Raw genomic sequence first — 13,922 nt, 5'->3', positions numbered from 1 at the left:
TTAAAGCAACTTTTCCTTTAAGAGATTTTCAGCTTTTATGATGTCTTCGTGCATAAACCTATCTTTATCGAGGAATGGAACGTGCTGACGCAACTTTTTGATAAGCCTTTGTGAGGTAGTGGAGGCCATTTCTATACCCTGGATTTCAATGGCCTGGGCGCTCATCACATATTCTATAGCCAGGATTTTTTCTGTGTTTGAATAGATTTCCTTTAATTTAAGCGCCGAATTCATAGCCATAGAGACAAAGTCCTCCTGATTCCCTGATGTGGGAATGGAGTCCACGGTGGCAGGATGGCCCAGGATTTTGTTCAATGAGACGAGACTTGCCTGGGTTACCTGATGCATCATAAATCCAGAGAACAGCCCACTTTCTTTTACAAGGAAGGGCGGAAGTCCACTCAGCTCTGGGGTTATGAGGCGGAAGCTGCGTCTTTCTGAGATATTTCCCAGTATTGAGAGTGCAATTCCAAGGAAATCTGCAACTATGCCCGGATGTTGCCCGTGGAAATTGCCGTTGGAAATTATGTCGCCATTTTCAAAGATTACGGGATTATCGGTAACCGAGTTGATCTCGATTTCCATTATTTTTCTTGAAAAATCTAAAACATCCCAAACCGCCCCATGAACCTGGGGAGTACACCTCAAGGAATATGCATCCTGAACCCTTTTCTTATCTCTTTGAATGAGTTTTGAATCTTTAACGAAGTTTTGCAAGTTGTTTAAGGTGGCTTTTATCCCGGGATGGGGTCGGATGTCCCCGATTCTCAAATCGAGCTCTTCTGCGACTCCCCTCAAAGCTTCAAAGGTCATTCCCGCAATTAGGTCCGCATTGTAGGTTAGAATGTAGGAGTAATAAAGAATCAAAGATATGATTGCCGATGTCGCCTGGGTACCGTTTATTAAAGCGAGCCCCTCTTTTGATTTAAGGGTTAGTGGTTTTATCCCTTTTTCCTCGAGAACCTTTGATGTCTCAACTTTCCCACCATTTTTTAAACAGTATCCTTCTCCTATCAAGGTCAGGGCAATGTGGGAAAGAGGTGCAAGGTCGCCCGAAGCTCCAACTGAACCTTTAGAGGGCACGAAGGGCGTTATATCGTTGTTTAAAAATTCTAAAAGCTTCTCAACTACTTCCACCCTAACTCCCGAGTGGCCTGAGGCTAAGGTATTTGCCCGCAGGAGCATGCAGGCCCTTACATACTCCTCGGAAAGGGGTTCACCCACACCAACGGCGTGTGACCTTACAATATTCCTTTGAAGTTCATCAATGTCCTTGCTTTCAATTCTGACCTCTGCGAGCTTTCCTACGCCTGTGTTTATTCCGTAGTAAGGCTTTCCACTCTTTAGCATTTCAGCTACTATTTTTCTTCCAGCCTTTATCCTCTCAATGGCCTTCTCGGAGAGTTTTACTTTTTCCCTTTTAACTGCAACTTGATAAACCTGCTCAAGATCAAGGTGGTGGCCATCAACTTCGATCATATTTTTACTCCTTTAAAGATTTTTTCAAAATTTCAATTGCTTCTTCGGGAGATGAAACCCTTAACAAATCTACTCCTGGTATTTCAGGGACTTTGTACACCAGAAGAATTTTCCCAATTTTTGATGCTGTTGCGATCTCTATGAGTGTCCCAGCCGAAAGGGTTACTGCGACAACAGCATCGGAAGAATTTACCAAAATTATATTTCGGGCTTCCCCCATCCCAGTAGTTATAGCAATGTCTACGTATCTGTTTGCAAAATTTTTGTTAGACTCAGGAAGGATACCCACTGTTAACCCTCCAGCTTCCTTAGCGCCTTTTGAGGCATATTCCATTACGCCGCCTTTCCCTCCCGTGAGTAATACCCATCCCTCCTTTGCTATAAGTTTTCCCAACTCCTCTGCAAATTCCTTCGCGTCTTCGGTAGGTTCCGAAGGTCCAATCACACCAATCAACTTGCGCATTTTGAAATTTTATAATAATGCAGCTGTAAAGACAAAATTACCTTTGCCTTTACGCCTTTTGTAAATTATCATTAAATCGATGAAGGAGCGGAATTTTTACGTTGCCTTGCTCATTTCTTTTGTCGTATTAGTCCTTTCCTTTTCATTGAATTTACGGTTTCTAAAGAGTAGTGTGGATCACGTGGTTTTTGAGGATGTCAAGACTTTGAGGAGTATTCTTGTCACCTCGCTTCAGACGGTGATCAGGACTCAGAAGGAACAGGAATTTTATGTGGTAAAAAATCTTTTGAAGGCAGAAGAATGGCTTTCGGAGAATCCCTCTTATAATTTGCAGAATTTGAAATGGCTTAAAGAGGTAACAGAGATCTCCGGTATATTGTTCCTTGATGCAAATCTTAACGTGGTAGATGCTTTTCCGCCAAATCCTAAGGCTGATTCGATCTTACTTGGATTTGATAAACAGGTATTTAGCCAACAGGATCTTTACCCTTACGAAAATGATTATTCCGTCAATCTCGCTTCGAGAATTGGAAATAGAATCGCAGTCTTTTATGTGGTAAGAGGAGATATAATGAATCGTCGTTTAAGCGTCGGCACGAGCGAGCTTTTGAATTCTCTTGAAAATGATAGGAAGATAGCCTATCTTGCAATTCAGGATACGCAGGGGGTATGGTTTGGTGTAAAGGTGCCTGAGGATATAAGCGATATTGATGAAGACCCTCCTCTTAAGAAAGTCTTTGAAGGGAAGAAGTCATACTCAAGGGTGGTGAAGGTTTCAGGAGAAGAGGTACTTGAAATTTCAATGCCTTTTGAACTGCCTGGTATTTACAAAGGCATTATTAGACTTGGCATATCGAGGTCTTACTATACCTCAGCATACAAGGGTTTTGTAAGAAATCTCGCATTTCTTCATCTCCTTTTGTTCGTACTCCTTTATATTGCGCTTTCTCTTATCTATTCAAGGAAACGCCTTCAGCTCAAACTTTCAAGCTTTGACACCCTTCTAAGTAATGTACCCCTTGGGGTGGCAATTTTTGCAAAGGATGACAGTCTCATCTTTGCCAATGAAGAGTTTTATAGAATTTTAAGGGTTTCAAAACAGAAAGCGAGGGAATTAAAGTTAAGTGAAATCTTGCCCGATTTACCGGTCTTGGAAGTTTACGTTAAGAAGGATACCCTTAAAAGGCTCAGATATACCGCGGTCCCAGTCCTTTCCCACAACAATAAAAGGGTGGCAACCTTGTTAATTGTAGAAAGCACGGTTTTTGAAGAGAAGGTTGAGAGGGCCGAGAGGATTGAGCTCCTTGGAGAAATGTCTGCCCAGGTGGCTCATGAAATAAAGAATCCCCTCAATTCGATAAGTATGATCGTTCAAAGGCTAAGTTCTGAATTTGTAATCCAGCCTGAGATGGAATCGAGGGAGCTTCTAACTATTTTGTCTAAGGAGACGGAGAAGATTAAGGAAATTGTAAACCGTTTTGTCTCCATTATGGCACCTTTAAAGATAAACTGGGAATGCGTTGATCTTTGCGAAATAGTCGAAGAGGTTCTTGCGGAGTTCCTCCCTGAGTTTAGGGCTCGGGAGATCGCTTTCAGAACCGTTTATAAAGCCTGTCCGAGAATTTTAATAGACAGATTTCGTTTTAAAGAGGCATTGAGAAACTTGATAAGAAATTCTGTAGAGGCGGTTTCACAGAATGGAGAAATTAAGGTGGCGCTCGTTTCGAAGGGCGAGTTTGTAGATGTTATCGTTGGGGATAGCGGCGTGGGGATGAGCAAAGAAGAGTTGATGAAGGCAGGTAATCCTTTTTACACAACTAAGGCAAAGGGTTCCGGTTTTGGATTATTCTTCGTGAGGAAGGTGGTAGAAGCCCACGGTGGTGAATTAATTCTAAAAAGTGTGAAGGACCGTGGTACAGTAGTAGTTATGAGGATTCCTTATGCTAAGGATCGCCGTTGTTGAAGACGATAAAAGTGAGAGGTGGATCCTCTCGGATTTTCTGAGGAAGAAGGGATACATCGTCTTTGATTTTGAGTCTTCAGAAGAATCCTTTGATTTTTTAGAAAAAAACTCTGTGGATGTGGTAATTTCCGATTTAAGACTGCCAGGTTTGAGTGGTATTGATTTACTTCAAAAGGTTAAGGCTTTAAATCCTCGAGTAGAATTTATTATTGTTACCGCCTATGGCGATGTCAGCAGTGCAGTGGAGGCAATGAAGAAAGGTGCCTATGACTACCTTTTAAAGCCCCTGAATTTAGAGGAACTTCTGCTAAAGTTGAAACACGTTGATGAAAAACTTGCCTTGATTCGAAAATTGGAGCAAGTTGAGAGTGAGATAAGGTATTCAAAAGGAACTATTATAGCAGAATCAAAACCGATGAAAGAGATTATTGAGATGGCGAAAGAAGTCGCCCCTGCCAATACTTCTGTTTTGATAACTGGTGAAAGTGGAACGGGGAAAGAGGTGCTCGCAAGATTTATCCACGAACATTCGGGAAGGATTGGAAGTTTTGTGCCTATATCCTGCGCGGCGATACCAGAGACGCTGTTAGAGGCAGAACTTTTTGGTTATGAGAAGGGGGCTTTTACTGGTGCTGTGGCGGAAAAGCCCGGGAAGATAGAGCTTGCCGATGGCGGTACCCTTTTCTTAGACGAAGTCGGTGAACTGTCTCCCCTTTTACAGGCAAAGATTCTAAGAGTTCTTGAAGATAAAGAGGTTACAAGGCTTGGTTCTACGAAAACGAAGAAGATCAATGTAAGATATCTGTTTGCAACCAACAGAGATCTTGAAAAAATGGTCAAAGAAGGCGCTTTTAGGGAGGATCTCTACTATAGAATTAACGTCTTTCACATCAAAATTCCGCCTTTAAGGGAAAGGGTGGAGGATATAATCCCCCTTGCCCATTACTTTCTAAAGAAGTTTAGCAGAGAACTTAATAAGCCTATAAAAGGTTTTACCGAGGAGGCACAGTCCGCTCTTTTACTTTATAAGTGGCCTGGAAATGTAAGAGAATTACAAAATGTGATTGAGAGAGCTTGCGTGTTATGTAAGGGCGAATTTATTACAAGAGACCTCCTCTTTTTGCCTCAAATCGGTGAATCTGTCTCTATGAAACTAAAGGATGTTGAAAAAGAGCATATTCGAAGGGTACTTGAGCTTGTGGACTGGAATTTGTCTAAGGCGTCAGAACTTCTGGGAATTCACAGGAATACCCTGAGATTGAAAATCAAAGAGTATGGTCTTGAAGAAAGGCACTGATTTCCTTTAAACTTAGTAGCTCTGCGCTTATCACTATTTCTTCGCCAAAAACGTTTCTATTTATTTCACGAAACTTCTCAAGTGCTTTGTTATCTCTAAAAAACATGGGGTAGGAGTGACACCCGAAGAAGGAAAAGTGGAACAAGAAGGGCGATTTTACGATAAAGTTTGCAAGGAATGGATACTTAGAAAGCTTAACATCGGCGTCTTTTAGCAAGAGAAAGCCGATATTTTTGATTCTATAAATAGCGATTTTTGAAGGTTCTACAGAGGCTTCAAGGTTGCCAACTTTAATGAGAAGCTTACCGTTAATGTGCTCTAATTCATGTTTAGCGAAGAGGTAGGTTAAGTTTAAAATAGAATATTGCGCAAAAATTAATCCAATGACGGCGGCTATGACGAGAATAATAAGGTCCCGGTTCTCAACTCCATAAATGACCTGATTGGTCGCAAAAACAAAGATGCTCAAAGAGAGCAGAAGTCTGAACAAGAATTTTGCTTTACTTTTCAATCTTTACCACTGCTCCCTTTTTGATTTTACCACCCTTTAAAACCTTTGCGAAAACACCTTCCACAGGCATTATACATTTACCAGTCTTGTAGAAGATCGCACACTTTGTGTGGCACTTTTTCCCCTTATGGGTTACCTCTAAGAGTGTGTCTTCGATTATAATTTTGTCTCCAATCTGGATTTCGCTTAAATTAACTCCCTCTACGAGGATATTTTCACCGAAGGCCCCTGGTGGAACCTTAAGCCCGGATTTTTCAACACTTTCTTTAGCAAGGAGACTCACCTGTCTCTCGCCACCTGCGTGGATATCCCCTAAAACCCCAAAGTTCTCCACGAGTGTTATTTCCGGAACCTCCCGTTTTGGTACCCCCTTCTTGTCTGCTATGCAACAGGCTAAAACCTTGCCTTCCATAATTTCCCCCTTTTAAAGGGTAAAAATACCGATAAAGGCACCAAGAGAAAGGAAAGGACCGAAGGGTATCTCATCTTTTATTTTATCCGGGAAGATAAAATGCGCAAGGAGTGCAAGAATCGAACCAAAGAGCATAGAGAAATAGGCTCCTTTGAATCCCGTAAAAGCGCTTATGAGCATGATGAGGAGGATGTCTCCTTCGCCCATAGCTTCTCTTTTAAGAATTTTGGAAAAACTGAGCCTTAAAATCCAGAATAAAAAGCCCGAGATAACCGTGGTGAGGAGTGCATTTAGAAAGGGAATGTCTTTAAGGAGTAAGGTAAGTAAGAGTCCAATGCCAATCCACGGTACGGTCAGGCTATCAAAGATGACCTTTTCTTTAAAGTCGATAAAAGAAATGGCTACAAGAAGTGCAGTAAGTATCATAAATTTGAGGGCAATGAGGGTGTTAAAATGAAATTTAAGATAAATGAGTAAAAAGGCTATGCCTGTTAAGCCCTCAACTGCCGGATAGATAGGTGAAATTTTAGCGCCGCAGTACCTGCATTTCCCCCTTAGAATGGCATAAGAAATCAAGGGTATATTATCGTAAAATTTGATTTTGTTACCGCAGGATGGGCAGTGGGAAGGTGGCTTAATTATTGACATTCCCCTTGGTAATCTGTAAATGACCACATTAAGAAAGCTACCGACCGCAAGTCCAACCAAAAAGAAAAAGATGGCAAAAAGTGTCATAAAAAAAATTTTAAACGGTTGCCTGTGTTTATCAAAAAAGAGCTTGTTCTTGACAGTAACCAGATTTTGAATTAAATTTATATAGTTTATGAAATCGGTTTTAGGAGGTGAGTGGGATGGATGTAGGAAAAGTAGTTTCAGTGCTGTTGAAGTATAGGTTGATTGATGAAGCCACAGCAATGAAGATCAGGGAAGAGGTTAAGAGGACCAATAAGTCACCGTATAAAGTGATTCAAGAAATGGGGTTGATGACAGAGGAACAACTTTTAAAAATTCTGTCGAGAGAATTTAAGGTGCAAATTGCAGAACTGGGAGAGGAACCAATAGATCCTACCCTTGTACAGTTAGTGCCGCGGGATTTTTGTGAAAAGAACGAAGTATTTCCATTGAAGAGAAAGGGTAGAGTTTTGTTTGTTGCAATGGCAGACCCTACAAAGTGGGATGTTCTTGATAACTTGAGATTTTTAACGAATTTTAGCGTTGAACCCCTTTTGATGAGCCCTGAAAAAATTCAAAATTTAATAGTAAAAGCTTATGGTGAGAAGTCTGAGGTATCGGAAATTGTGAAGGAGCTTGCTGAAGAATCCGAAGTTGAAGAGTTACAGTTTGTTGAGGAGAAAGAAGAAGAGGACCAAGTGGATGCTACGGTAGCTGCAAAGGATTCCGCGGTTCAACGTTATGTGACGACCCTTCTGAGGGAGGCTATTGAGAGAAGGGCCAGTGATATCCATATTGAGCCCTTTGAGAAAAAATTGAGAATAAGATTCAGGATCGACGGAACACTGAGGGAGGTAGAACCCCCTCCACACAAATACGCACGGGGTATAGTTTCCGTAATCAAAATCATGTCTAATTTGAAAATTGAAGAGAGAAGATTGCCGCAAGATGGTCACCTCAAGATGAAGGATAAAGCGGGGAGGGTTATTGATTTCCGTGTTTCTACTCTTCCTGTGAAGCATGGCGAGAAGGTCGTTTTGAGGATACTTGATAAAAGCAGTCTAACCTTAGATCTTAAGAAGCTTGGTTTTGAGCCCGATGCTTTGCAAAAGTTTGAGTATGCTATTACAAGACCTTACGGCATGATCTTGGTGACTGGTCCTACGGGAAGCGGTAAAACTACTACTTTGTATTCAGCCCTTTCTATTCTAAACAAGCCAGAAGTAAATATTATGACCGCGGAAGACCCAGTAGAATTTGAGTTTGAAGGAATCAACCAGGTTCAGGTTAAGGAGGAGATTGGGCTAACCTTTGCTGCGGCCCTTAGGTCCTTCCTGCGTCAAGACCCAGATATCATAATGGTGGGAGAGATTCGTGACAGTGAGACTGCCTCTATTGCAGTTAAGGCGGCATTAACGGGTCACTTAGTACTTTCTACTTTGCATACCAATGATGCCCCAAGTACCATTGCCCGTCTTGTTGACATGGGGATTCCGCCTTACCTCATTGCAGATTCGTTGATCTTGGTAATGGCTCAGCGTTTGGTTAGGAAACTTTGTCCGCAGTGCAAGAAGCCTGTTCAACCCAATGCAGAAAAACTTAGGTTAGTTGGCTTAGATCCGAGTTTTCTGGCGGGTAAGGTTGTATATGGTGAGGGTGAAGGGAACTGTGATGTTTGTCGTGGCTCCAGATATAAAGGCAGAGAAGGTATTTACGAAGTTATGTTGGTCACTCCATCCATAAGGGAGATGATCCTTGAACAGCGTCCAATTCATGAAATTAGGGAAAAAGCAAGGGAAGAGGGCATGTTGACCTTGAGAGAAGCTGCCCTCCTCAAGTTCCAGAGAGGAATAACTTCCCTTGAGGAAGTTATTAGGGTAACAATGGAGGGATAATTTATGCCCGATGTTACAATAAAAGAACTTTTAGAAGAAATGGTAAGGCGAAATGCAACCGATTTGCATCTATCAGCAGGAGCAGAGCCCTATTTCCGAATCGACAAGACACTTGTACCTTCAGGATACAAGGTCCTTACACCCCTTGAGGTGAAAAATCTCGTGTACAGCCTTCTTTCTGAAAGCCAGAGAGCAAAATTAGAGAATGAACTGGAACTTGATTTTGCAATCTCTATCGAGGGTTTATCAAGGTTTAGATGCAATGCCTTCTTCCAGAGGGGTACGGTAGCCTGCGCAATAAGGAGAATTCCATTCAAAATACCACCCTTAGAATCCCTTGGTTTGCCCCCAGTGGTCCAATCCTTAGTTGAAAAGGACAAAGGATTGATCCTGGTTACGGGTCCAACGGGAAGTGGCAAGTCAACAACCCTCGCTGCGATGATTGATAGGATAAACCAGATGAGGGCCTGCCATATTATAACCCTTGAAGACCCCATTGAGTATCTTCACAGAAACAAAAAGGCGGTGATTGCTCAGAGGGAAGTAGGACAGGATACTAAATCTTTTGCCACCGCTCTGAAATATGTCCTAAGGCAAGATCCTGATGTGATAATGGTGGGTGAGATGAGAGACCTTGAAACTATTCAGTCTGCCTTGATTGCCGCAGAAACAGGCCACTTAGTCCTTGCAACATTGCACACAGGTACCGCCATTGAATCGGTGAACAGAATCATCGATGTATTTCCTCCTTACCAACAGGATCAGGTGCGGGTTCAACTTGCCAGTGTGCTTGAAGCGGTGATTTCTCAGAAGCTCCTTCCAAGGGCTGGTGGAAAAGGGATGGTGCTTGCAGCGGAAGTGTTGCTTGCTACACCTGCTGTTCAAACTCTCATCCGCGAATCCAGGACTCACGAGATGTACAGTATTATACAGTCAAGCCAGGCCTTCGGAATGCAGACAATGAATATGTCCTTAGCAAGTCTGTTTATGCAGGGTCTTATAACTCTCCAGACTGCGTTACTTGCCTCACCTCGACCTGAGGAATTGAAAAAGATGGTAAGTACGGTACCCAGAGCAGGAAGATAAAAGGAGGTTTTTTATGGCACGTTTTATATATACTGCAAAAGATAAGGAGGGAAAGATAAGAACGGGCGTGGTAAATGCCAGAAGCAGTGACGAAGTAGTAGCAAGGCTCAGGAATGTCGGACTAATGGTTGTTAAAATTGAGGAGGAAAGAAGAGGATTCAGCTTGCCCTTCGGAGGAAAGCCGGGCTTTAAAGATTTAGCGATCTTTTGCAGACAGTTTGCAGTTATGATTGAAGCGGGAGTTTCCATGACCCGTGCCCTTGAAATTCTCAGTGAGCAGACAGAGAAGAGAAAGTTAAGAGATACAATACTCAAGGTAAAGCGGGATGTAGAAGGCGGTAAGAGCCTTGGTGAGGCTTTGAAAGAGCATCCCAAGATATTCCCTGATTTAATTGTTCAGATGGTTACTGTGGGTGAACAATCCGGTCAGCTTGTGAATACGCTAAAGCAGGCGGCAACCTTTTATGAGAAGATGGATTCCATAAGGAGGAAAGTAGTTTCTGCTATGGCTTACCCGGCGGTGGTTTTCATGGTTTTGGTTGTCGTCTCTACTGCAATGTTGCTCTTTGTTATACCATCTTTCGCAAAAATGTACGAGGATGTGGGTGCAAAGTTACCAGGCCCTACTCTTTTTGTAATTGGACTGAGTAAATTCTTACAGAGGTATTTTCTAATCATTTTGGGCGCAATTATTGCTGCAATTATAATTCTCAGGCGGTTCATTCGCACCGAACAAGGTAAATTCGTTTGGGATAACTTTCTTATGAGGGTAATTATCTTCGGCCCTCTAATTAAGAAAGTAGCTGTTGCTCGTTTTGCGAGGACCTTTTCCATTCTTATATCAAGTGGTGTGGAGATTTTACAGAGTTTAAAGATTACAGGTAAAGCAAGTGGAAATAAGGTTCTGGAAAAGGGATTGGAAAAGGTGGCGCAAAAGATCGCAGCAGGTGAGACAATAACAAAGCCTATTCAAGAGGTGGGCATTTTCCCTCCCCTTGTAGTACACCTAATCTCCGTTGGAGAAGAGAGTGGAAGGCTTGGAGAAATGTTGTCTAAGATCGCAGACTTTTATGACGACGAAGTAGATACGGCGGTATCAACATTGGCGTCAACCATTGAGCCATTAATGATCGTTATTATCGGTGTTTTCGTCGGCGGGATGCTCATTGCAATGTATCTGCCTATTTTCGGACTCGCAGGTACAATAAAATAACTTGCTGGGAAGGCGAGAACTAAGGTATTTTTTAAGCGTTAATTCTTTTGTAGTATTGTTCATATCCTTAGTTGCTCTTATTTATTTGAAGGGCATCGGTATTGAGCCAGTAATCAAACTATTCTTAGCTATTTCTTTTCTTACGATACTGCTCAATCTGACTTTGTACTTTGCATTCCCGAGGAAGACCGCTTTGCCCTTCTGGATTTCCCTAATCCTCTTCGATGTTGTGATAACAATTATGTCTATCGCTACAGGAGGAATCGAGTCGAGGATCACTTCCCTCTTTGTGCTGCCTTTAGTGTTTGTAGTTTATTTTCAAGGGTTAAGAGGGGGAGTAGTTCAAACACTTATTGCCCTTCTTTTGCTTTATCTTTTGACCCAATTTCAATATCGTGTCCCGGGAGAGCAATTTTTCATAATGCCTTCTCCCTTTACAAAGAATCTGACCTATTTCCTGGTTTATGCTTTGATCTTTGCCTCTTTAACGGGTGTTACCCTTTATTTCAGTAATCTTTTAAAACGTCAGGAAAGGGATTTTATAAAGTATCGTCTTTCCAGTGAAGAGATTTTAAACACCGTACCCAGCGGGATTTTAACAGTTTCACCAAAAGGAGAAATCCTTTTCGCCAACAGAAGCGCAAAAGAGATTTTGACCGAAGAGGAATTGTCAGAGTTTCTTCGCTTTGTTTTAGAGGAGCCTTCAACTCTAAGAAGCGAAGTTAAAGTAGGAAACAAAACCCTCGGTTATTCAGTAAAGATTCTGGATGATGGCACGAGGACGGTGGTATTTCAGGATTTAAGTGAGGTGAAGAAACTTGAAGAGGAGAGGAGGGAACTGGAAAGGCTTGCCTTCCTCGGTGAACTTTCGGCCAATCTTGCCCATGAAATCCGTAATCCAGTCCAGGCTATCAATATGGCGATGGAGCTTATTTTGTCAAAGAAAGTCAATCCCGATGAGCAGCTTTTAAAAAGTGTAATGTACGATGCCGAGAGACTTTCAGAAGTAGTAAATCGTTTTTTGGAATATGCAAAAATTCCTGAACTCAGGATTTCGGAAGTAAAGGTTGCCGAGGTTATAAATAGGGCGTTCGATAATGTAGTAAAGCTCTATCAAGGTAATTACAACCTTAGAAACTATGTGCCACCCGACTTTATTATAACGGCCGATGGCACAAAGTTAGAGGAACTTTTCCTTAATCTTTTTCGTAATGGCATAGAGGCAGATACAAGGGAGTATATAGATGTTTTCTTCTTAAGGCCTCAGGAAACAATGGAACTCGTGGATGGTTATCTTTACACTGCGAAAGGTCCAACGGTTATCGTGAGGGACTACGGCACCGGTATGGAGAGTGAGACCCTCAAGAGGGCTAAGGAGCTCTTTTTTTCTACGAAAAAGGGTGGAACGGGATTTGGACTTGCTATCTGTGAGAGGATAATGAAGGCTCACAAGGGAAATCTTTTGATCCACTCCCTTTGGGAAAAGGGAACGGATGTAGTCCTGGAGTTTGGCATTCTATGAGAAGAGTATTGGTCGTGGATGACGATAAAGGTATTCTTGTTAGCTTAGAAAAGTATCTTGTTGCTTCTGGATATGAGGTCTTTTCCTTTGAAAATCCATTGAATGCCCTTAAAGAGCTTGAAAAAATCGTGCCTGACCTTGCGATACTGGATCTAAGGATGCCTGAAATGAGTGGGATGGACCTTCTGAGTGAAATTAAAAAGGCCAATCCGGAGATCTATGTAATTCTAATAACTGCCTACGGGACTCTTGATTCTGCCATCGAAGCAATAAGGAGAAGGGCTGATGATTTTCTACTTAAACCCTTTAAACTCCAGGACCTTGAAGCGGCGTTGACTCGTGCGGAAAGATTTCTGTCCCTGAAGGAAGAGAATGTTCGTCTCAAAGAGGAGATTCAGTTTTTAAAAGAGTATGAAATAGTTGGCAAGTCAAAGCCTTTACTGGAGGTTCTTGATAAGATCAAGCAGATTGCGCCTTACGATACTACTTGCCTTATTTACGGGGAAACGGGCACCGGGAAGGAACTGGTAGCAAGGGCAATTCACTATAATTCTCCAAGAAAGGACAAGCCCTTCATCGCAATTAATATGGCGGCAATGCCCGAGGAACTGGTGGAAAGTGAACTTTTCGGTTACAAAAAGGGGGCTTTTACCGGTGCTTTCTACGATAAAGACGGTCTTTTCAAAGTAGCTGAGGGAGGAACGTTATTCTTGGATGAGATTTCCGAAGCCTCCCCAAAATTACAGGCCAAACTATTAAGGGTTCTCGATTTTAAGGTGATAACTCCCTTAGGCGCTACAAAGGAGGAGAAAGTTGATGTTAGAATCATCGCTGCCACTAATAGGGATTTGCTTAAACTCGTCAAGGAGGGGAAATTCCGTGAAGACCTTTATTACAGACTGAATGTTATGACTATTCACCTTCCACCTTTGAGGGAGAGAAGGGAGGACATTGGTCTCTTGTTCAACTATTTTTTGAACAGATTCACTAAGAAATACGGTAAGAAAATAAAGGTGGACGAGGAGGTGGTTACACTCCTTGAATCTTATGATTGGCCTGGCAACGTAAGGGAATTGGAGCACCTTGTTGAACAACTGGTTATTACTGCGGAAGAGGGGAGAGTGATAAAGGTCGAAGATGTGAAAAAACTCCTTGTAAAACCTGCAGAGGTTGGAAGAGTTAAGAGCTTAAAGGAGGTAGAAAGGGAGCATATTTTAAATGTGTTAAGATCTACGGGTTACAACAAAAGGGAGGCGGCTAACATCCTCGGCATCGATCTCTCAACCCTTTACAGGAAGTTAAAGGAGATAGGATATGAAGGAAAATAATTGCATTTTGCAAAACAATTTGCAAAATGCAAAAAATCGGGCTGCAAAAAACCTTGAAAATAAAGGGTTTTGCTTTGGCAC

General features: G+C 42.1%; 12 protein-coding genes. 7 read left to right on the top strand and 5 right to left on the bottom strand.

Annotated features, from left to right (window positions below):
- Entirely contained in the window at positions 1–1,479 is a 1,479-nt protein-coding gene (hutH, locus tag ABIM45_04655) for a histidine ammonia-lyase (GenBank protein ID MEO0239198.1), read from the bottom strand.
- A 4-nt stretch (positions 1,480–1,483) separates the two neighbouring features.
- Entirely contained in the window at positions 1,484–1,942 is a 459-nt protein-coding gene (locus ABIM45_04650) for a TIGR00725 family protein (GenBank protein ID MEO0239197.1), read from the bottom strand.
- Between the two features lie 79 nt (positions 1,943–2,021).
- Between ABIM45_04650 and ABIM45_04645 the strand changes: the two genes are divergently transcribed.
- Complete coding sequence (locus ABIM45_04645; protein ID MEO0239196.1) at positions 2,022–3,905, top strand: ATP-binding protein; 1,884 nt, start codon at positions 2,022–2,024, stop codon at positions 3,903–3,905.
- On the top strand, positions 3,883–5,202 hold the full coding sequence (locus ABIM45_04640; protein MEO0239195.1) for a sigma-54 dependent transcriptional regulator: 1,320 nt from the start codon (positions 3,883–3,885) through the stop codon (positions 5,200–5,202). The genes ABIM45_04645 and ABIM45_04640 overlap by 23 nt, the downstream gene beginning before the upstream one ends.
- On the opposite strand, the gene ABIM45_04635 is transcribed toward ABIM45_04640, so the two are convergent.
- The 3 genes from ABIM45_04635 to ABIM45_04625 are packed head-to-tail and all read right to left on the bottom strand — an operon-like array spanning position 5,171 to position 6,860.
- Complete coding sequence (locus tag ABIM45_04635) at positions 5,171–5,713, bottom strand: hypothetical protein (protein MEO0239194.1); 543 nt, start codon at positions 5,711–5,713, stop codon at positions 5,171–5,173. The two genes, ABIM45_04640 and ABIM45_04635, sit on opposite strands and share 32 nt — an antisense overlap.
- Positions 5,703–6,125, bottom strand: coding sequence for an MOSC domain-containing protein (locus ABIM45_04630; GenBank protein ID MEO0239193.1), 423 nt, complete (start codon positions 6,123–6,125; stop codon positions 5,703–5,705). The genes ABIM45_04635 and ABIM45_04630 overlap by 11 nt, the downstream gene beginning before the upstream one ends.
- A 12-nt stretch (positions 6,126–6,137) precedes the next feature.
- Positions 6,138–6,860, bottom strand: coding sequence for a prepilin peptidase (locus ABIM45_04625; GenBank protein MEO0239192.1), 723 nt, complete (start codon positions 6,858–6,860; stop codon positions 6,138–6,140).
- A gap of 116 nt (positions 6,861–6,976) precedes the next feature.
- On the opposite strand from ABIM45_04625, the gene pilB reads away from it, so the two are divergent.
- Genes pilB through ABIM45_04600 form a run of 5 tightly spaced genes read left to right on the top strand, consistent with a single transcriptional unit; the run spans position 6,977 to position 13,841 of the window.
- A complete protein-coding gene (gene pilB / locus ABIM45_04620) occupies positions 6,977–8,692 on the top strand; it encodes a type IV-A pilus assembly ATPase PilB (protein ID MEO0239191.1) in 1,716 nt (571 codons plus the stop codon).
- Between the two features lie 3 nt (positions 8,693–8,695).
- A complete protein-coding gene (locus ABIM45_04615) occupies positions 8,696–9,778 on the top strand; it encodes a type IV pilus twitching motility protein PilT (GenBank protein MEO0239190.1) in 1,083 nt (360 codons plus the stop codon).
- A gap of 13 nt (positions 9,779–9,791) precedes the next feature.
- On the top strand, positions 9,792–10,991 hold the full coding sequence (locus ABIM45_04610; protein MEO0239189.1) for a type II secretion system F family protein: 1,200 nt from the start codon (positions 9,792–9,794) through the stop codon (positions 10,989–10,991).
- Between the two features lies 1 nt (position 10,992).
- Positions 10,993–12,513 (top strand): ATP-binding protein, encoded by a 1,521-nt coding sequence (locus tag ABIM45_04605; GenBank protein MEO0239188.1) that lies wholly within the window; start codon positions 10,993–10,995, stop codon positions 12,511–12,513.
- A complete protein-coding gene (locus ABIM45_04600) occupies positions 12,510–13,841 on the top strand; it encodes a sigma-54 dependent transcriptional regulator (protein ID MEO0239187.1) in 1,332 nt (443 codons plus the stop codon). The genes ABIM45_04605 and ABIM45_04600 overlap by 4 nt, the downstream gene beginning before the upstream one ends.
- Positions 13,842–13,922: the final 81 nt, after the last annotated feature.

Source organism: candidate division WOR-3 bacterium, from assembly GCA_039803545.1.
In the GTDB taxonomy this organism is placed as follows: domain Bacteria; phylum Hydrothermota; class Hydrothermia; order UBA1063; family UBA1063; genus UBA1063.
Note: the sequence above shows the minus strand (reverse complement) of the source record. Positions and strands in the feature narration are given on the sequence as shown.